At 70.5% G+C, this 18,684-nt stretch carries 22 protein-coding genes and 1 pseudogene; 14 read left to right on the forward strand and 9 right to left on the reverse strand.

Annotated elements, in window-relative coordinates:
* Genes ABD882_RS17170 through ABD882_RS17200 form a run of 7 tightly spaced genes read left to right on the forward strand, consistent with a single transcriptional unit; the run spans position 1 to position 7,408 of the window.
* Positions 1-744, forward strand: a complete 744-nt coding sequence (locus tag ABD882_RS17170) for an NUDIX hydrolase (protein ID WP_345188647.1) — start codon at positions 1-3, stop codon at positions 742-744.
* The gene (gene nadA, locus ABD882_RS17175; protein WP_345188648.1) at positions 741-2,042 is read left to right on the forward strand and encodes a quinolinate synthase NadA; all 1,302 of its coding nucleotides are present in this window, start codon (positions 741-743) and stop codon (positions 2,040-2,042) included. Before ABD882_RS17170 ends, nadA begins: the two co-directional genes overlap by 4 nt.
* Positions 2,042-3,604 (forward strand): L-aspartate oxidase, encoded by a 1,563-nt coding sequence (gene nadB, locus ABD882_RS17180; protein ID WP_345188650.1) that lies wholly within the window; start codon positions 2,042-2,044, stop codon positions 3,602-3,604. Before nadA ends, nadB begins: the two co-directional genes overlap by 1 nt.
* Complete coding sequence (nadC, locus tag ABD882_RS17185; protein WP_345188651.1) at positions 3,601-4,485, forward strand: carboxylating nicotinate-nucleotide diphosphorylase; 885 nt, start codon at positions 3,601-3,603, stop codon at positions 4,483-4,485. The genes nadB and nadC overlap by 4 nt, the downstream gene beginning before the upstream one ends.
* 13 nt (positions 4,486-4,498) lie before the next feature.
* A complete protein-coding gene (locus ABD882_RS17190; protein ID WP_345188789.1) occupies positions 4,499-5,635 on the forward strand; it encodes a cysteine desulfurase family protein in 1,137 nt (378 codons plus the stop codon).
* 44 nt (positions 5,636-5,679) lie between these two features.
* Positions 5,680-6,621 (forward strand): glycosyltransferase family 2 protein, encoded by a 942-nt coding sequence (locus tag ABD882_RS17195; RefSeq protein WP_345188652.1) that lies wholly within the window; start codon positions 5,680-5,682, stop codon positions 6,619-6,621.
* A gap of 13 nt (positions 6,622-6,634) precedes the next feature.
* Complete coding sequence (locus ABD882_RS17200; protein ID WP_345188653.1) at positions 6,635-7,408, forward strand: SDR family NAD(P)-dependent oxidoreductase; 774 nt, start codon at positions 6,635-6,637, stop codon at positions 7,406-7,408.
* 19 nt (positions 7,409-7,427) lie between these two features.
* Here ABD882_RS17200 and ABD882_RS17205 read toward each other — a convergent pair whose 3' ends face one another.
* A complete protein-coding gene (locus ABD882_RS17205; protein WP_345188790.1) occupies positions 7,428-9,296 on the reverse strand; it encodes an ABC transporter ATP-binding protein in 1,869 nt (622 codons plus the stop codon).
* Positions 9,297-9,517: 221 nt separating this feature from the next.
* Between ABD882_RS17205 and ABD882_RS17210 the strand changes: the two genes are divergently transcribed.
* Together ABD882_RS17210 and ABD882_RS17215 are read left to right on the forward strand one after the other, a co-directional pair.
* Positions 9,518-11,002, forward strand: coding sequence for an MDR family MFS transporter (locus ABD882_RS17210; RefSeq protein ID WP_345188654.1), 1,485 nt, complete (start codon positions 9,518-9,520; stop codon positions 11,000-11,002).
* 135 nt (positions 11,003-11,137) lie between these two features.
* Positions 11,138-12,031: a hypothetical protein gene (locus ABD882_RS17215; RefSeq protein ID WP_345188655.1), complete on the forward strand. Its 894-nt coding sequence runs from the start codon at positions 11,138-11,140 to the stop codon at positions 12,029-12,031.
* Positions 12,032-12,104: 73 nt separating this feature from the next.
* Here the strand turns inward: ABD882_RS17215 and ABD882_RS17220 are convergent, their stop codons facing one another.
* A complete protein-coding gene (locus tag ABD882_RS17220; protein WP_345188656.1) occupies positions 12,105-12,266 on the reverse strand; it encodes a hypothetical protein in 162 nt (53 codons plus the stop codon).
* A 141-nt stretch (positions 12,267-12,407) separates the two neighbouring features.
* Between ABD882_RS17220 and ABD882_RS17225 the strand changes: the two genes are divergently transcribed.
* Both ABD882_RS17225 and ABD882_RS17230 read left to right on the forward strand, forming a co-directional pair.
* Entirely contained in the window at positions 12,408-12,980 is a 573-nt protein-coding gene (locus ABD882_RS17225) for a carboxymuconolactone decarboxylase family protein (RefSeq protein ID WP_345188657.1), read from the forward strand.
* A gap of 141 nt (positions 12,981-13,121) precedes the next feature.
* Entirely contained in the window at positions 13,122-13,421 is a 300-nt protein-coding gene (locus ABD882_RS17230) for a Fe-S cluster assembly protein HesB (RefSeq protein WP_345188658.1), read from the forward strand.
* A 67-nt stretch (positions 13,422-13,488) separates the two neighbouring features.
* Here the strand turns inward: ABD882_RS17230 and ABD882_RS17235 are convergent, their stop codons facing one another.
* From ABD882_RS17235 to ABD882_RS17250, 4 genes are read right to left on the reverse strand one after another with little or no spacing between them, the layout of a single operon-like run.
* On the reverse strand, positions 13,489-14,127 hold the full coding sequence (locus ABD882_RS17235) for a DUF1345 domain-containing protein (RefSeq protein ID WP_345188659.1): 639 nt from the start codon (positions 14,125-14,127) through the stop codon (positions 13,489-13,491).
* Entirely contained in the window at positions 14,124-14,978 is an 855-nt protein-coding gene (locus ABD882_RS17240) for an Fpg/Nei family DNA glycosylase (protein ID WP_345188660.1), read from the reverse strand. The genes ABD882_RS17235 and ABD882_RS17240 overlap by 4 nt, the downstream gene beginning before the upstream one ends.
* 39 nt (positions 14,979-15,017) lie before the next feature.
* Complete coding sequence (locus tag ABD882_RS17245; RefSeq protein ID WP_345188662.1) at positions 15,018-15,593, reverse strand: alpha/beta fold hydrolase; 576 nt, start codon at positions 15,591-15,593, stop codon at positions 15,018-15,020.
* A gap of 13 nt (positions 15,594-15,606) precedes the next feature.
* Positions 15,607-15,780 (reverse strand): hypothetical protein, encoded by a 174-nt coding sequence (locus ABD882_RS17250; protein WP_345188663.1) that lies wholly within the window; start codon positions 15,778-15,780, stop codon positions 15,607-15,609.
* Positions 15,781-15,875: 95 nt separating this feature from the next.
* On the opposite strand from ABD882_RS17250, the gene ABD882_RS17255 reads away from it, so the two are divergent.
* Complete coding sequence (locus ABD882_RS17255; protein ID WP_345188664.1) at positions 15,876-16,220, forward strand: LysR family transcriptional regulator; 345 nt, start codon at positions 15,876-15,878, stop codon at positions 16,218-16,220.
* Positions 16,221-16,225: 5 nt separating this feature from the next.
* Here the strand turns inward: ABD882_RS17255 and ABD882_RS17260 are convergent, their stop codons facing one another.
* Positions 16,226-16,783: a dihydrofolate reductase family protein gene (locus ABD882_RS17260; RefSeq protein WP_345188666.1), complete on the reverse strand. Its 558-nt coding sequence runs from the start codon at positions 16,781-16,783 to the stop codon at positions 16,226-16,228.
* Positions 16,784-16,873: 90 nt separating this feature from the next.
* Between ABD882_RS17260 and ABD882_RS17265 the strand changes: the two genes are divergently transcribed.
* Entirely contained in the window at positions 16,874-17,368 is a 495-nt protein-coding gene (locus ABD882_RS17265) for a tetratricopeptide repeat protein (RefSeq protein WP_345188667.1), read from the forward strand.
* 48 nt (positions 17,369-17,416) lie between these two features.
* On the opposite strand, the gene ABD882_RS17270 is transcribed toward ABD882_RS17265, so the two are convergent.
* Both ABD882_RS17270 and ABD882_RS17275 read right to left on the reverse strand, forming a co-directional pair.
* Positions 17,417-17,827 carry a type II toxin-antitoxin system VapC family toxin gene (locus ABD882_RS17270; protein WP_345188668.1) on the reverse strand — a complete coding sequence of 137 codons (411 nt, stop codon included), beginning with the start codon at positions 17,825-17,827 and terminating at the stop codon, positions 17,417-17,419.
* A complete protein-coding gene (locus ABD882_RS17275; protein ID WP_345188669.1) occupies positions 17,824-18,105 on the reverse strand; it encodes a type II toxin-antitoxin system Phd/YefM family antitoxin in 282 nt (93 codons plus the stop codon). The genes ABD882_RS17270 and ABD882_RS17275 overlap by 4 nt, the downstream gene beginning before the upstream one ends.
* Positions 18,106-18,485: 380 nt before the next feature.
* Here ABD882_RS17275 and ABD882_RS17280 point away from each other — a divergent pair.
* Positions 18,486-18,668: pseudogene (locus tag ABD882_RS17280) on the forward strand (ISL3 family transposase); the annotation flags it as partial.
* Positions 18,669-18,684: the final 16 nt, after the last annotated feature.

The following is an 18,684-nucleotide window of genomic DNA, read 5'->3' on the forward strand; positions in this document are numbered from 1 at the left end:
ATGACCAGAAGCAGCGGCACCGAGGATCCCATCCGCGTCGCCGTCTCGACCGTGATCTTGACGCTGCGCCGCGACGGCGCGCTGCAGGGCCCCGCGGGGCCCTCACCGCGAATCGCGCTCCCCCTCGTGCGGCGCACCAGGGACCCGTACCAGGGCTCGTGGGCGCTGCCCGGCGGATGGCTCGATGCGGAAGAGGGGCTCACGGCGGCCGCCGCGCGCACCCTCGGCGAGACCACCGGGCTCGCGCCCAGCTATCTCGAGCAGCTCTACGCGTTCGGCGCGGTGGACCGCTCCCCGAGCCGGGTGATCTCGGTCATCTACTGGGCGCTGCTGCGCGAGGAGGAGGCGGCCGCGGCGGTCGGCTCCGATCCGGAGAACGTGGCCTGGTTCGACGCGGCGCATCTGCCGGAACTCGCCTTCGATCACGCCCGGATCATCGAGTACGCGCTCTGGCGGCTGCGCAACAAGGCCGGCTACAGCCGGGTCGCACAGGGATTCCTGCCCCCCGAGTTCACCCTCGCCGACCTGCGCGAGGCCTATGAGACGATCCTGGGCCGCAAGCTCGACCCCGCGAACTTCCGCCGTCAGGTCGACGCGACGAGGACCCTTGTCCCCACCAACGCGTTCCGCACCGGCAGCCACCGCCCCGCCCGGCTGTACCGCGACGCCGCCGATGTCGAGCTGGCCGATCGTGGCCCGCTCTCCCCCGAAGAGACCAGCACTGCAGAGACGAGAACGTCATGACCCTCACCGATCCCTCTGTCGACCACGCCCTCCGCCTGATCGTCACGGGTGCCTCCACTGAGGAGACCTGCGCGACCGACCTCGCCGCCGGTCCGTGGAACTTCGATGCCGTCCCCGGGTACGGGCCCGGATCCTCGATGGGCGACGTGATCCCGACCGGATCCCCCCGGCAGGGCGAGCTGCCCGCCGCTTACCGGGAGGCCGACGAGGCGGAGCTGCACGACCGGATCCGCGCCGCGAAGGAGACCCTGGGCGAGCGCGTGGTGGTTCTCGGGCACTTCTATCAGCGCGAGGAGGTCGTCCGGCACGCCGACTATGTGGGCGACTCGTTCCAGCTCGCGACGGCCGCGAAGGAGCACCCGGACGCGGAGGCGATCATCTTCTGCGGCGTGCACTTCATGGCCGAGACCGCCGACCTGCTCTCAGGCCCGGATCAGGCCGTGATCCTGCCCAATCTCGCCGCGGGCTGCTCGATGGCCGACATGGCCGACATCGACCAGGTCGAGGAGTGCTGGGAGCAGCTCGCCGACGCCCTCGGGCCGCTGGATGTCGCGGATGCCGACGGCCTCGTGCCGGTGATCCCGGTCACCTACATGAACTCCTCCGCCGCGATCAAGGGCTTCGTCGGCCGGCACGGCGGGATCGTGTGCACCTCCTCGAACGCGCGCACGGTGCTGGAGTGGGCGTTCGCGCGCGGACGCCGGGTGCTGTTCTTCCCCGACCAGCACCTCGGCCGCAACACGGCCAAGGCGATGGGCGTGCCGCTCGCGCAGATGCCGATGTGGAATCCGCGGCGCCCGCTCGGCGGATCCTCCACCGAAGAACTGCAGGACTCGCGCGTGATCCTCTGGCACGGCTTCTGCTCGGTGCACCGCCGCTTCACGGTCGCTCAGATCGATCAGGCCCGTGCCGAGCACCCCGGCGTGCGGGTGATCGTGCACCCGGAGTGCCCGATGGAGGTCGTGGACGCGGCCGACGAGGCCGGATCCACCGACTACATCCGCAAGGCGATCGCCGCTGCGACCGAGCCCACCACCTTCGCGGTCGGCACCGAGATCAACCTCGTCCGCCGGCTCGCCGCCCAGTACCCGCAGCACGAGGTCTTCTGTCTGGATCCGGTCGTCTGCCCGTGCTCGACCATGTACCGGATCCATCCGGGTTACCTCGCCTGGGTGCTCGAAGAGCTTGTCGCCGGGCGCACCCCGAACCGGATCACGGTCGCGACGGACGTCGCCGACCCGGCGCGAGTGGCGCTGGAGCGGATGCTCGCGGCCCGACCCCCGGTGACGGTGGCGTGATGAGTGCGCGCGGCGGGCTCGACGTGCTCGTGATCGGCGGCGGGATCGCCGGACTCACGGCCGCTCTGCACGCCCATGAGGCGGGGCACCGTGTCGAGATCGTCGTGAAGGACGTGCTCGGCGACGGCGCCACGGCTCTCGCCCAGGGCGGGATCGCGGGCCTGTACGGGCCTGGCGACTCCCCTTCAGCCCACGCGGAGGACACCCTCGCTGCGGGATCCGGGCTCTCCGACCTCGCCGTCGTGCGGACGCTGGTCGGGGACGCGCCGGCCCGGATCGCCGAGCTGATCGCGCGCGGCGTGCCTTTCGACCGCGATCCGGAGGGCCGCTTGCTGCGCGGCCTCGAAGCCGCGCACTCCGCGGCCCGGATCGCGCACGCCGGCGGCGATGCGACGGGCGCGGCGATCTCGGCCGCCCTCTCCGCGCAGGTCAGGGCGGCGGGGATCCCGGTGCGGGAACGGGCGGTGCTGGCCGATCTGCGGGTGCGCGCCGGCAGGGTCGAGGGCGCCCGCCTCCTCGTCCGCGGACGGATCGAGGAGGTCGCCGCCGACGCGGTGATCCTCGCCACCGGTGGCGCCGGACAGCTGTTCGAGCACACCACCGCACCCGCCGTCTGCACGGGCGACGGGATCGCCGCCGCGCTGGGCGCAGGAGCCGAGGTCGCCGACCTGGAGTTCGTGCAGTTCCACCCGACGATCCTGGCCGGGCCGGGGCCGGCGTTCCTCATCTCCGAGGCGGTCCGCGGCGAGGGGGCGATCCTCATCGACGATGACGGCCGCCGGTTCGCCTTCGACGCGCACCCCGACGGCGAGCTCGCCCCGCGCGACGTCGTGGCCAGGGCCATCGTCCGGCGCGCGCACGAGCAGGGCGGACCGGTGCGGCTCGACGCGACGGCGCTCGGTGCGCAACTGCTCGCACGACGCTTCCCGACGATCGACCGGGTGACCCGGGAGCGCGGCTTCGACTGGGCCCGCACACCGATCCCGGTGACGCCCGCCGCGCACTACCTCATGGGCGGCGTGGTGACCGACGCCGACGGGCGCACGACGTTGCGCGGCCTGTTCGCGGTCGGGGAGGTCGCCCGCACGGGCGTGCACGGCGCCAACCGGCTCGCCTCGAATTCGCTGCTCGAGGGCGCCGTGTTCGGCGCGCGGGCCGCGGCCGCGCTCTCGGGGTCGTTGAGCGAGGACCGAGCGCCGGCGAGGACCGAGACGAAACGCCGGCTCCTCCACGACCACCGCGTTTCGTCTCGCTTCGCTCGCTCAACGACCCCTCGCTTCGCTCGCTCGACGACCCCGGAAGGAGCCGAGCCCTTCACCCGCGCCGCATTGCAGCAGCTCATGTGGGAGCGGGTCGGGCCGCTGCGCACGCACGACGGCCTCACCGAGGCGCTCGCCACGGTCCGCTCCTGGCAGCCGCCGGAGGCGATGACCCGCACCGCGCTGGAGGACCGGAACCTGCTCGAGGTCGCCGAGGCCATGATCTGCGCCGCCCTCGCTCGTCCTTCCTCGATCGGCGCACACCATCTCGAACCCGCCCCCGCGTTGATCGGAGCACGATGATCACCACCGCCGTCCTGAACCGCGTCGTCGGCGCCGCCCTCGAAGAGGACGCGCCCTGGGGCGACCTGACCAGCACCGCGCTGCTGCCCGCCGACGCAACCGCGACCGCCGACCTCGTCGCGCGCGAGCCCGGCGTGCTGGCCGGCGGTGCGGTGTTCACGGCGGCGTTCGCGCTCACGGATCCGGGAGTCGCGGTGGACCTGCATTTCGCCGACGGGGACGCCTTCGACGCCGGCGATGTGCTCGCCACCGTCACGGGATCCGCCCGCAGCGTGCTCACCGCCGAGCGCGTCGCCCTGAACTTCACCCAGCGCCTGAGCGGCATCGCGACGCTCACGGCGGCCTACGTGACCGCGGTCGAGGGGGCCGGACCCGACGGCAAGGCCGTGCGCATCGCCGACACCCGCAAGACCACGCCGGGGCTGCGCGCATTCGAGCGGCACGCGGTCGTCGCGGGCGGCGGCCACAACCACCGCTTCTCGCTTTCGGACGCGGTGATGGCGAAGGACAACCACCTCGCCGTGCTGACCCGGGGCGGGCGGGACCTCGCCACCTCCCTGCGCGAGGCCATTGCGACCTTGCCGCACACCACGCACGTGGTGGTCGAGGTGGATCGACTCGATCAGATCCCGGCCGTCCTCGCGGGCGGGGCGCACACGGTCCTGCTGGACAACTTCTCCCTCGAGGACCTGCGCACGGGAGTCGCCCTCATCGCCGGCCGCGCGACCGCCGAGGCGTCCGGCGGTGTCAGCCTCGACACCGTGCACGACGTCGCCGCCACCGGGGTCGACGTCATCTCGGTGGGCGCGCTCACGCACTCCGCCCGCGCCCTCGACCTCGGCCTCGACGTGCGGATAGACACCGACCCGCGGATCGACTGAAATGCCCCCCGGTCTGCTCTATCTCGACCACGCGGCGACCTCCCCGGTCCGCCCGGAGGTGCTCGAGGCGATAGCGCCATACCTGACCGGGACCTTCGGCAACCCGTCCAGCCATCACACGGTGGGCGAGGCCGCGGCCGCCGGACTGGAGGATGCGCGCGCCCGGGTCGCGCGCATGCTCGGGATGCGCACGGGCGACGTCGTGTTCACGGCCGGCGGCACCGAGGCCAACAACCTCGCCGTCAAGGGGATCGCGCTCGCCGCGCTCGCCCGCGGCGGCCGGCACGTGATCACGACGCCGATCGAGCACGAGTCGATCCTGGAATCGGTGGCCTATCTGCAGCGGTTCCACGGCATGACGGCGACGCTGGTCCCCGTCGACGGCGCGGGCAGGGTGGATCCCGCCGATGTCGCCGCCGCGCTCCGCCCCGACACCGCGCTCGTGGCCGTCGGGCACGCCAACAACGAGATCGGCACGATCCAGGACATCGCCGGGATCGCCGCCGCCGCGTCCGCTGCCGGCGTTCCGGTGCACGTCGACGCCGTCCAGTCCGCCGGCTGGCTGGCGCTCACCGGTCTCGGTGCCGACGCTGTCGCGATCGCGGGGCACAAGCTCGGCGCTCCCAAAGGCGTGGGCGCGCTCGCGGTACGCGGCCGCGTGCCGCTCGAGCCGCTCGTGCACGGGGGTGGCCAGGAACGCGGGCGCCGCTCTGGCACCGAGAACGTGGCCGGAGCCGTCGGGCTCGCGACCGCGCTCGAGCTCGCCGAGGCCTCCCGCGCCGAGACGGCCGCCCGCGTCGGGACGCAGTCGGCGCGGCTCATCGCCGGGGTGCTCGCAGCGGTGCCGTCAGCGCACCTCACGGGCGATCCGCAGAACCGGCTCCCCGGCACGGCGAGCTTCACCTTCGCCGGCGTCTCCGGCGAAGCGGTGCTGCTCGAGCTCGAGCGCCGCGGTGTGGTGTCATCGAGCGGATCCGCATGCGCCGCGGGCAGCGATGACCCCTCGCACGTCCTGCTGGCCTGCGGCATCGATCCGGCGGTCGCTCAGACCTCGGTGCGGTTCACGCTGGGCAGGGACGGCCTCCCCGGTGACGCGCCGGAGCGGCTGGCCGCCCTCGTGTCCGACGCGGTCGCCGCCGTCCTCGCGTGACCCGCTCCGCGCCCGCCGGATCCCTGCGCTCCTAGACTGGCCGGGTGCCCGCCCCGACCGTGACCGTGATCGTCCCCGGTCGCGACATCGCCGCCTTCGCTCCCGCCGCGCTCGACTCACTGCGTGCGCAGACCCTGCCCAGCTGGCGCGCGATCCTGGTGGACGACGGATCCGCCGACGACACGGGCCGCATCTTCGACGCCGCGGCGAGCGCCGATGAGCGCTTCACCGTCGTACGTCACACCGAGTCCCGCGGCCTCGGCGGTGCCCGCAACGCTGCGCTCGACCTCGTCGACACGCCCTATCTCGGCTTCCTCGACGGCGACGACGAGCTGTTGCCGACCGCGTTGCAGCGTCTGACCGGGACGCTGGAGGCGACCGGCAGCGACTTCGCCGCGGGCGCCTACGTACGCTCGCGGTGGGACGGGAAGCGCTATGCGAACGGACGTGTGCAGCCGTGGGTCGCGGCCGCGACGGATCCGGAACGGCACGCGACGACGATCCTCGATCACCCGGCGGCGTCCGCGAACATCGTGGCCTGGTCGAAGGTGAGCCGCAGCGACTTCTGGAGCCGCCTGCGCTTCCCGGAAGGCGTCGCGTACGAGGACCAGATCGTGGCGCAGCGCATGTACACGACGGCGCGGGCGTTCGACGTGATCCCCGACACGGTCGTGCGGTGGCGGCTGCGGGCCGACGGATCCTCGATCACGCAGGGCAAGGATCAGCTGCCGGTGCTGCGGGACTACCTCGCAGCCCTCCGCGGCGGGATCGCGGTGCTGCATGAGGCGAACGCGCACGCGGCCGTCACCGCTAGGCTCGAACTCATCCTCGCGATGGACGTGCCGCCGCTCCAGGAGATCGCCGGCACCCATCCCGACCCCGCCTATCAGGCCGCGGTCACGGCGTTCCTGGAAGAGCTGCGGTCATACCCGGAACTCACCGACGCCCGTCCCGATCCCTCTCTCGCCGCAGCACTGCGCTGGTGACCTCAGGAGACCCATGCCCGGCTATCTCGACTCCCTCTTCTCCCTCGACGGCCGCACCGCAGTCGTCACCGGCGGCAGCTCCGGCATCGGCCGCGGCATCGCGACCGCCCTCGCCCGCGCGGGGGCGGCGACCGTGATCGTCGCGCGCGGTGCGGACCGCGTCGACGCGACGGTGCGCGAGCTCGCAGACGCCGGCTGCCGCGCCGCCGGGGTCGTCGGCGACCTCGGCACAAGAGACGGGATCCGCGCCGCCGCCGAGGCCGCGACCGAGCCGTTCGGCGAGCCGGACATCCTCGTGAACTCCGCCGGGATCAACATCCGCCCGCCCTACCCGGAGATCACCGAGGCCGACTGGGACGCCACGATGACCGTGAATGCGCTCGCCCCGTTCCTGCTCGGCCAGCGCTACGCCGCCGGCATGGCCGAGCGCGGCTACGGCCGGCTCATCCACATCAGCTCGCAGCAGGCGCACCGCGCGTTCGTCGGCAGCGGGATCTACGGCGCGTCCAAGGGGGCGGTGGAATCCCTGATGCGCTCCGAGGCCGAGGCCTGGGGCGGCACCGGCGTGACCAGCAACACCCTGGTGCCCGGGTTCGTGCTGACGCCGCTGAACGCACGACTGCAAGAGGACCCGGAGAAGATCGCCGCCCTCGCCGCGCGCACGATGATCGGCCGCAACGGCCTGCCCTCCGATTTCGCGGGTGCGGCGGTGTTCCTCGCGAGCGCCGGATCCGGGTACGTCACGGGGCATTCGCTGTTCGTCGACGGCGGGCTCTCCGTGCACTGACCACGGCGGGTGGCGCCGATCAGATCGGCTCGATCTGCGCCGCGGCCACCTGCTGCGCCGCGAGATCGGCGTAGAGGCCGCCGTGCGCGAGCAGCTCCGCGTGCGTGCCCGACTCGACGATGCGCCCCTCCTCGATGACGTGGATGACATCCGCGCCGATCACCGTGGAGAGCCGGTGCGCGATCGTCAGCGTCGTCCTGCCCCGGGCGGCCTCGTCCAGCGCCTCCTGCACGACCCGCTCCGAGACCGTGTCGAGCGCCGAGGTGGCCTCGTCCAGCAGCAGCACGGGAGGATCCTTCAGCAGCACCCGCGCGATCGCGATCCGCTGCTTCTCACCGCCGGAGAGCCGGTAGCCGCGCTCGCCGACCACGGTGTCGTAGCCGTCCTCGAAACCGGCGATCACGTGATGGATGTTCGCCGCCCTGCACGCCGCGATCAGCTCAGCCTCGGTGGCGTCGGGCTTGGCGTAGACCAGGTTCTCCCGGATCGTGGCGTGGAACAGGTAGGTCTCCTGCGACACGATGCCGATCTCGTCGATGATCGACTCCTGGGTGAGGGTGCGCACGTCCGCGCCGTCGAACAGCACGGCCCCCGACGTCGCCTCGTACAGCCGCGGCGCGAGGTAGAGGATCGTGGTCTTTCCCGCGCCGGAGGGCCCGACGAACGCGACGTGCTGTCCCGGCTCGGCCGTGAACGACACCCCCTGCAGGGTGGCGCGGGTCGAGGCCGACGCGTCCGGGTAGTGGAACTCGACGTCGCGGAACTCCACCTTCCCGCGCGGGCCCTGCGCCTCCGAGGCCGTGATGGCGGTCGGCGCATCCGCGATCTGCGGCACCAGGTCGAGGTACTCGAAGATCCTCGCGAACAGGGCGGAGGAGGTCTGCACGTCCAGCGCCACCCGCATGAGCCCCATCAGCGGCATGAGCAGGCGGGCCTGCACGGTCGTGAACGCGACGATCGCTCCGGCGGTGATCGCCCCGGTCCCGCCGGCGATGAGGAACCCGGCGACGAGGTAGATGATCGCGGGGATGCTCGACATCAGCACCATCACCACGGCGAAGAAGCCCTGACCGCTCATCGCGGTGCGCACCTGCAGCCGGATCTGGGTGCGGTTCTGCGCCTGGTACCGCGCCGACTCCGAGCGCTGACGGTTGAACGACTTCGACAGCAGGATCCCGGACACGCTCAGGGTCTCCTGCGTGATCGAGGTGAGCTCGCTGAGCGACTCCTGTGTCTGCGCGGCGATCCGGGCGCGCACCTGCCCGACGCGGCGCTGCACGAGCACCAGGATCGGCATCACGCACACGGCGATGATCGTGAGGCGCCAGTCCAGCACGATCATCGCGACGAGCGACGCGATCACGGTGACGGTGTTGCCGAGGATGCTGGTCACGGTGCTGGTGAGCACCCCGGACACGCCTCCGACGTCGTTCTGCAGCCGGGACTGGATCACGCCGGTCTTGGTGCGGGTGAAGAAGCCGAGCTCCATGGCCTGCAGATGCTCGAACAGGCGCACGCGCAGGTCTCCGGTCACGCTGTTGCCCACCGTGGAGGTGAGCCAGGTCTGCAGCACGCCGAGGCCGGCGGAGAGCAGATACAGCGCGATCATCGTGACCACCAGGCCGACCAGCAGGCCCAGCTGCACGCCGCCGCCCTTCGGGAACAGCGCGTCGTCGAACACGCGCTGCACGAGCAACGGCGGGACGACCCCGAGAGCCGCGCCGAGGATGACCAGGAGGCCCGTCATCAGGATCCGCCCGCGATACGGCCGGAACAGCACCACGACGCGCTTGCCGAGATCCTCGACCTTGGGCGCCTCCGCGTTCTGCCTGCGCTGGGAATCCTCATCGACGGGACGCATGCCGCGCCCACCGCCCATCCTCGCCATGCTCATTCGCACACTCCTGCCACGGCCGGGGTCGCAGCCACCGGCACTCCGCAAGCGTACGACCGGCCTGCGACGCCGGCGCGACGCCCGCCGCCCCGTCCGCTCAAGGCGCAACGCCGGGTCGGACGGGAGGCGGGAATGGAATGTCCGACCCTGTGGTTAGCCTGAGAGGTCTATCGCGCACTCGCGCATCTCCCCAGAGCGCTTTCCCGGAGGAACGCATGTCTGCCATCGAAACCGGACCGGTGCCGACCGGCACCGGATCCTCCCTCATCCCCCGCCGTGACATGGCGGTCATCTGGGTGCTCCTCGCCGCGGCCTTCGTCGCGATCCTCAACGAGACGACGATGAGCATGGCGATCCCGCATCTCATCGACGACCTGAGCATCACGCCGATCGCCGCGCAGTGGGTCACCAGCGCGTTCATGCTGACGATGGCCGTGGTCATCCCGACCACGGGATTCCTGCTGCAGCGGTTCACGACCCGGCAGATGTTCCTCGGCGCCCTCGCCCTGTTCTCCGCCGGCACGCTCATCGCCGCCCTCGCGATCGGCTTCCCGATGCTGCTCGCCGCCCGCGTCGTGCAGGCGTCCGGCACGGCGATCCTGATGCCGCTGCTGATGACGACGCTGATGAACCTCGTTCCCGCGGAGAGTCGCGGGCGGATGATGGGCCGGGTCAGCATCGTGATCTCGCTGGCGCCCGCGATCGGCCCGACGCTGTCCGGCTTCCTGCTCGACCACTTCAACTGGCGCTCGATCTTCGTGGTCGTGCTGCCGATCGCCCTGGTCGCGATGGTGATCGGCTGGCGCTGGCTGACCGACGTCGGCGAGCGCACCGACGCCCCGCTCGACGTGTTCTCGATCGTGCTCTCTGCCTTCGGCTTCGGCGGGCTCGTGTTCGGGCTCAGCCAGATCGGCGCGATCGCCGGGGGCGACGGATCCGCGTGGCCGATGGTGATCGCGCTCGTGGTCGGCGTGCTGGGCCTCGCCTCGTTCCTGCTGCGCCAGGTGATGCTGCAGCGCGAGGATGACGCCCTGCTCGACCTGCGGGTCTTCCTCTCCCGCGACTTCTCGCTGTCGATGGTGCAGATGTTCCTGTTGTCGCTCGCGTTCTTCGGCACGCTCACGGTCATGCCGCTGTTCCTGCAGAAGGCACTCGGCCTGGAGACGACCGAGGCGGGCCTCGTCATGCTGCCGGGCGCGCTCGCGATGGGGCTGCTCGGCCCGGTCATCGGCCGCATCTACGACGCGCGCGGCACGAAGGTCCTGCTGATCCCGGGATCCGTGCTCACCGCCGCCACGCTGTGGTTCTACACGACGCTGAGCACCACCACCTCGGTCTGGATCGTGCTGGTCGCGCAGACCCTGCTCTCGATCGGGCTCGCCCTGTCGTTCACGCCGCTGTTCACCGCATCCTTGGCCTCGCTCACGCCGAAGTTCTACTCGTACGGCAGCGCGGTCATCGGCACGGTGCAGCAGGTCGCCGGAGCCGCGGGCATCGCGGTGATGATGGCCATGTTCACGCTGATCGTCAACGCGAACGGCGGCACCGGGGTCGCCACTGCCGTCGCCGCCGGATCGCGGACCACGTTCCTGATCGGCGCAGTCATCGCGACGGTCACGATCCTGGGTGCGTTCGTGATCCGCAAGCCCGCGAACCAGCCGTCAGAGGCCGACGGCGCCCCCGCTCCCGCGATGCACTGACACTCTCATCATTCGAGTCGTCCCCGCCAGCGCACGCCATAGGGTGCGCTGGCGGGGACGACTCGAAGGCTGTGGACAACTCGAAGCACCCCTGCGCGCAATGCGGCACCCTTGCCAACCATGGGATGGCGAGACGTGGCACAGGCGCAGCACGGACTGATCACTCGCACGCAACTACGCGCTGACGGGATCAGTCGCGGCATGGTGCAGCACCGGATCGCGACGGAGCGCTGGGTCGCCCGCTCTCCTCTCGTGATCGGCACGACAACGGGTGAACTCACTCGGCGTCAACTCATGTGGCTGGGCGTGCTGCACGCCGGAGGCCCCGCGCTGATCGGCGATCTCACCGCCGCTGAAGTCTCGGGCCTGAGCAACTGGCATCGCGACGAGGTCACCGTACTGGTACCGCAGGGCAACGATCTCGGCCCGCCCCTCGACGGGATCCGATTCGTCGAGACCCGACGTCCGCTGACGGCGATGCGCCGGCTCGACCACGAACTTCCGGTCTGCAGAATCGAGCCGGCCGTGCTGCATTTCGCGGCATATCAGCGTTCCAGCCGCACCGCGGAGGGCGTGATCGCCGCGACCGTGCAGCAAGGTCTGACGACACCCGAACGGCTCCTGGAATGGGTCGCCCGCCTGCGACCCCTGCGCTGGGCGAGGATGTTCCGGCAATCGCTCGGTGAGATCTCCGATGGTGCCCAGTCTGTGGCGGAACTGGACGTTCTCAGGATGTGCCGTCAATTCGGCCTCGCCACGCCTCGACGTCAGACGAAGCGCCAGGACGCCGGCGGGCGGATCCGCTTCACCGACTGTGAGTGGCTTCTCCCCGACGGGCGGCTGCTCGTTCTCGAGGTCGACGGAGCCTTCCACATGGAGATCGCGCACTGGGAGGACGACATCGCCCGCCAACGGGCGCTCGCAGCCCGGGATCGCGTCCAGATCCGATGCACCGCACGCGAACTGCGCGACACGCCCTGGTCCATCGCCCGCGACCTGAGGATCCTCGGCGTACCCCGCGCCGCCTGACCCAGTCGTCCCCCTCAGTGCACGCCAGAGAGTGCGCTGACGGGGACGACTGCAAGAGGGGGGAGGGCTGCGCTCAGGCGCGCTGGCCGGGGAGACGGCAGACGCCGTCGATGCACACGCCGACGTCGGATCCGTCGAGGTCCGGCAGCAGGGTGAGTCCGCCGGGTAGCGTCCCCTGCGTCGGGCGCTCGGCGCCCGCGGGAGTCTGCTGCTCGGATCCGGCTGCGATGGTCATCCCTCGATGCTACGCCCGTTCTGACGCGCGGGCGCGGGTGAGGCATTCGCCCCATGTCACCGGCCCGATCTCGGGCGTAGTCTTCGCTCGGGCGCAGGATCTCGCCTCCTCCGAGACCCGACGGACGCGAAGGAGCATCCCATGATCATCAGCACTCCCCCTGTCGAGACCGCCGACGGGCACGTGGCTGAGATGTACGCCGACGACCTCTCCGACGACGGCTTCGTGTTCGCGTACACACGGGCGATGGCGGTGAATCCTGAGGCGCATGCCGCGTTCCTGGCACTGATCCGGGCGATCGTGCCGTCGATCGGCGTGCGGGTCTACGAGGCGGCGACGCTCGGCGCCGCCCGCGCGATCGGCTCACCGCACTGCCTGCTCGCACACGGTCGGAAGGCCCTCCGGGCCGATGTGCTCGACGGCGACGGTCTTGCGGCGTTCGCCCAGGGCGACGACGGAGGCTTCACCCCCGCCGAGCAGGCGGTGATCCGGTATGCCGCGAAGCTGTCGACGGATCCGCGGGCCATGACCGATGCCGACGCGCGTGAGCTGCGCGAGGCCGGCTATGACGATCGCCAGATCGTGGACATCACTCTGGCCGCCGCCGCGAGGAACTGCTTCAGCCGGGCGCTGCTCGCCCTCACCGTCCCGACGGAGAAGGTGCCGGGACTGGATCTGGATGTCGCCGCCGCGCTGCGAGCCCTCGCACGATGAAGCCGGTGCCGCCGCACAGCCTCGCCCAGGTGGGAAGACCCTCCGAATACCCGCCCGCCGGTTGAGACCTCGGCGCAGAGGGGGCATCGTGGCCCGGACATGTCGCGTCCGCGGCATGTCCGCAACCGGAAGGAGTGCCTCGTGCTCACCTTGACCGACAACGCCACCGCGCTGGTCACCACGCTCGTCCGTCGTCGCACCGACACGGAAGGAGCGGGCCTGCGCATCCACACGGCGGATACGCCGGGAATGACCGGCGAGCCTCGTCTCGCCGCCGACGTCGTCGTCGTGCCGGAGGCAGACGACCAGATCATCGACCTGCCAGGGGCGCCGGTGTTCCTCGAGGGGGAGGTCGCGATCGTCCTGGACGACAAGATCCTCGACGCGAACGTGGACGAAGAGGGCGCCGTGTCGTTCTCGCTGCTGCCGCAGACCGCCTGAGCCCACCCGGCTCACCGAGGGCGTCCATCGCGTACCGCGGTGGACGCCCTCTTCCGTGCCGTTCGCGTCAGCCCAGGCCGGTGACGAGGTTGATGATCGTGCCGAGGATGAGGGCGCCGAACACGTAGGCGATCGTGGTCTGGGCGATCACGATCCGCCGGATCGCGTTGCGGGTGACGTTCGTGTCGGCGACCTGATACGTCATTCCGAGGCCGACCGAGAAGTACGCGAAGTCGGTGTACTCGGGATCCTCGTCCTGGTTGAAGATGATTCCGCCCGACCCGTCGTAGTAGAGCTTGGCGTAGCGCAGCAGATAGTCGGTCTGGATCAGCCCCCAGGAGGCTGCGACGCTGAGCACCGCGATCCCCGCGAGCGCGAACTGCGTCCAGCCCGTCGCGTGCCGGGCCTGCAGCACCACGACCAGGACGGCGGCGATGCTCACGAAACTGCCCGTCACCGCGATCACGCGAGCCGCTCCCCGGCCGGGATCCTCCTCGGTGGCATGTGCGCGGGTCTTCGCCGCGTCCATCGGCCAGACGACGAGCAGCACCCAGACCACGCTCACGAGCGCCAGAGCACCCCAGCCCGCCAGGATGCCGGCTGCGAGGCCGAGGAACGGGGTGACGACGAAGCCCGTGACGACGCCGATGACGGCCGACACCAGCGCACGTACCCGCCAGCGGTGGCGCAGAGGAAGGCCGCTCATCTCCGAATGCTAACGCGACCCGCGAAGCCATCTCCGACGCGATCGGCCTGACACACCGGACAGAGCTGGGCCGATGCACCGGAGAACACATGATCCACGATGGTCGTGCCGCACACCGGGCACGGCTGCCCGCCCCTGCCGTGCACGGCCATCGCCTCGACCTTCGCCTGTTTCAGGCGGTCCGGCGGCAGCCCGCGCCTGCCTGCTAGCGCACCACTCATGATGTCGACGATCGCACGGAAGAGTCGCTCCCGCTCGCCGTCATCGAGCTCGGCCGCGTGCACTGTCGGGGCGAGTCCGGCCTTGTGCAGGACCTCATCCGAATAGGCGTTGCCGATCCCGGCCAGCGAGGTCTGCTCCTGCAGCAGCGCCTTGATCTGCTTGCGCCGCCGGCCGAGGGCGCGCTCCAGGTCGTCGGCGGAGAAGTCCGCGGCGAGCGGATCCGGTCCGAGCGCGGCGATGCCGGCGACGTCCTCCGGCGCGTCGACGACCCAAACGGCCACCGCGAGGAAATCCCCGGTGTCGACGATCTGCAGCGCCGCGCCGTCGTCGAGCGCGATCCGCGCCACCTCGGGCACCGGCTCGTCATCGGCGGCCGTCCCAGGCGCGTGCCATCGGATCCAGCCGTTGCGCCCGAAACTGACGATCAGCCAGCCCGCGGTGGTGCGGAACCCGATGTACTTGCCGAAGCGCTGCATGCTGTCGATGCGGCCGCCGGCGAGCGCACCCGGCGGGCGACCACGCGTCTTGACGATGCGGTACTCATCCACGTCCAGCTCCGCAATGACGCGACCACGGACCCGCTCATCGAGGAACTCGACGAGCGCCTGCACCTCCGGCGACTCGGGCATGCGATCATCCTCGCACCGGCCGCCGACATCGGCGCGTCGTCAGTCCCAGGCCAGGTAGTCCTCGATCGCGAAGGCGGTGTCGACCGGGTCGCTCACGGGGAACAGGTGCCCGCCGCCTTCGATCGTGACGACCGTGGCGCGCTCGAGGGCCGCCGCGCGCAGCTTCTCGCCGTTGGCCTGCGGCATCACGTCGTCGTCGGATCCCTGGATGATCAGGATCGGCACCGCCGGGGCGATGGGAACATCGACGTCCTCGACGCCGAGCAGCAGGACTCCCAGCGCGCGATCGGTGCGCTGCGCCGAGAGGGCGCGGGCGACCGTCCCGCCCACGCCGTGGCCGCCGATCCAGGTCGCGCCGATCCCGACGTGATCCATGACGTCGCTCGCGTCCTGCACCCGCTGCTCGAGCGTGGCGCCCGCCTCGTCTTCGGCGCGGGATCCGACCCGCAGCACCCGGATCCCCTCCCCCGCGAGGATGTGAGCGACGGAACCCAGCGCACCACCCTCCAGGCCGCGACCGGGGATCAGCACCAGGGCCGGTCCGTCGCCTTCCGACATCTCGTCGACGTACGGGATCGCGCGGCCATCGGGCTCGAAGATGCTGTTCTGCGTCACTTCGATATCGTACCTAGTCCGGCTGGCCGGCCCTGTGGTCCTGGGTGTCCGGCTCGGCACGGAGCAGATCGGCGATCTCCTCCTCCGGGCGTGGCGCGATCGTCTCGTCTTCCTCGAGCTCGGGGACCGTCGGCTCGCCCGGAGCGGGGATGTGCGGGGGCGGGGACTGCTCCGCGTTGTCGGACATGGGCTGTCTCCTCTCGACACCGTCAGCGTACGCCGCGCGATCCCCCCGGTACGCTGGGGAGCGGCCGCGATCCGTGCGGGAGAGGACGCGTGTGCATGAACATCACCCAGTTGCGACGCTTCGTCGCGGTGGCCGAGGAGCGGCACTTCCCGCGCGCTGCGGCGCGCCTCGGGATCTCACTCGCCGCGCTGTACTCGTCGATCGAGAAGCTCGAAGAAGAAGTCGGACATCCGCTCATCGTCCGTGGCAACGACACCCGGCTGACCAGCGCCGGATCCCTGCTGCTCTCTGAGGCGCAGGAGCGGATCGCCGCTGCGCCGCCGCCTCCGGCGAAGTCGGGCGCCCCGTCCGGCGGAAAAGCGAAGGCGTCGAAGGGGAAGGGACGGGCGCCGGTCGTGAAGGGGCAGCCCAAGCCGTACAAGAAGCGCCAGGGCCGCTGACGCCCTCAGTCCGCTCGTCGATAGTGCATGGCGACAGCACCGTTGCTGAGCGGTGCTGCCGAGATCAGATCGAGGCGGCGGGTGCGGGGCAGCCCGCCCTGGTACAGGGTCGGACCGTGGCCGGTGATCAGGGGATGGACGAGGAAGTTGTACTCGTCGATCAGATCGAGCCTGTCCAGCTCCGTCGCGAGCTTTCCGCTGCCGACGAGCACTCCCTCGGGGGTCTGCTCCTTGAGCTGCTGCACCGCCGTGCGCAGTTCGCCGACGACGGGGTGACTGTTGGTCCAGGGGAAGTCGCTGCGCGTCGAGGACACCACGTACTTCGGCTTGGCGTCCAGCTTGATCGCCCATTCACGCAGCGCGGGCGGCGCGTCCACGTCTCCGCGGGCGACCGCCGGCCAATAGCTCTCCATCATCTCGTAGGTGGTGCGGCCCCAGAGCATCGCACCGGCCTCATCCAGAAGGCGCGTGAAGTAGGCGTGCGTCTCGTCGTCGGCGATGCCCTCGCGGTGGTCGACGCAGCCATCCAGGGTGACGTTGATGCTGAAGGTCAGGAGGCCCATGGGACGACCCTAGTCACGCTTCCTGCCGCTGCGCGAGCGTTCACGGCGTCTCCGCTCGCGCGAGATTCGCCTCGTGGCAGGGTTGGTGCCATGACATCAGCAATCGATCAGTGGGAAGCCTCCGTCGTCGATCTCTGGGAGCGCTTCGACTCGTTCGATCGCGATACCGGCGTGGCGGCGATGCGCGAGGTGGCCACGACGTGCCCGGCGACCGACGGAAGGGCGGCGTTCGAACTCGCCGGCATGTACGACTCCTTGGGATTCGAGGCCGAAGCGGGTGCGGAGTACGAGCGCGCTCTCGAACTCGGCCTCGACACGGCCCGGCATGCGCAGCTCGCCGTCCAGTACGGATCGACCCTGCGCAATCTCGGCCGCATCGACGAGGCGATCGCTGTCCTGCAGGCCGCGCCGACGCATGAATCGACAGGCTCCGCACCCCGTCTCGTCCTGGCGCTGGCTCTCCACAGCGCGGGACGAAAGGATGAAGCGCTCCGAGTCGCGATCGAAGCGCAGATCGACACGTTGCCCCGCTACCAGCGTTCGATGCGCAGCTACGCCGCCGCGCTCACACCTTCAGCGGCGTGATCGAGGCGACCTGCTCCGCTGCTCGCGAGCCGCGCATCAGCACTTTCCTCACGAGGCGCTCACCGCGCCGGGAGCAATCACGTCAAGTCCGGCAGCCCGCGCCGCCTCACTGAGCCGGTGGTCGTATGTGAGGACGGCTTCAATATCAAGGCGCATCGCCGCCTCCAGATGAAGGGCATCGAGGGTGCGCAGAAACGGCATCGGGAGGAATCCCGCGGACCGATATGTGGCCCTGTCCAGCGCCGCGAGCGACACGCCATCGAGTATCGCGCTGACCTTCGCTTGATCACGCCCTTCTCTCACTGCCATACGACGCAACTCCGTCTCGAGCAGATCACTCGAGACGAGCCTGACGGGAGTCCGGTCCAGCCAATCCACGAGCGCCTGAGTCTCAGGCTGCGCGATCAGGAGCGCACCGAGTGCGGAGGTGTCCGCGTAGACGAGCGGGGCGTCCTTCACACCCGATCCGCTCGTAGCTCATCAAGGATCCGCGCGATCGGACGGTCGCCCTCAGAAGGCTGAGGTGCCAGCGCTGCCCAGCCAGCCGCGCGCTTGGCCGGCCGCGCGATCAGCAAAGTGGGCGCGGGAGCGTCGAGAGGGACGATACGACCGACGGGGACTCCACGGTTCGTGAGCACGAAGGAATGCCCCTCCCCGACTGCGCGAAGAACGCGTCCGGACTCGTTGCGCAGCTCGCGCTGCGAAAGACTCTCGACTTGCGGTTCACCCACACTCATACCGCAATTGTAGCACCCGCGCTACACGTTGAGCCGGAACGTCACTGGGTGGCACGACGTGCATTCGAGTCCGTCAACCCTTCCAGTCGGTGGGCCGGGGAGTCATCTGTGCCGTTGCTCAAGAGATCTCCCAGATACCGAGCTGCGACGGAGACCCGATGGCTAGCGCTTCACCACAATGTCCGCGGGCATCAGATCGATCCAGACTTCATCCAGTGGTGCGGATGCATCAGGAGTAGATTTCACAACGCGAGTCCGGGCCGCGGGGGACGGGACCACGATCTCGCCATCCGCATCTCCGACTGAGATCCGCTCGTCGTCCTTGTCCAGTGTCACCTCGCCAATAACGATCCGCGCAAACGGGCCCGACCTAACCAACGTTCGGGCACCGGCCCACGATCCTGCTGGTGAGGGTGCGCCGCTACCGGTGCGCGCACTGCGGGAAGACGTGGCGGCAGGACACGTCGAAGGCCGCCGCGCCGAGGGCCAAGATCTCCCGTAGCGGGCTCGGCTGGGCCCTGGAAGCGATCGTTGTCGAACACCTCACCGTGACCCGTGGCAGCGTCCGCTTCAGCCCGA

This window comes from Microbacterium panaciterrae, from assembly GCF_039541635.1.
GTDB classification, from domain to species: Bacteria; Actinomycetota; Actinomycetes; order Actinomycetales; family Microbacteriaceae; genus Microbacterium; species Microbacterium panaciterrae.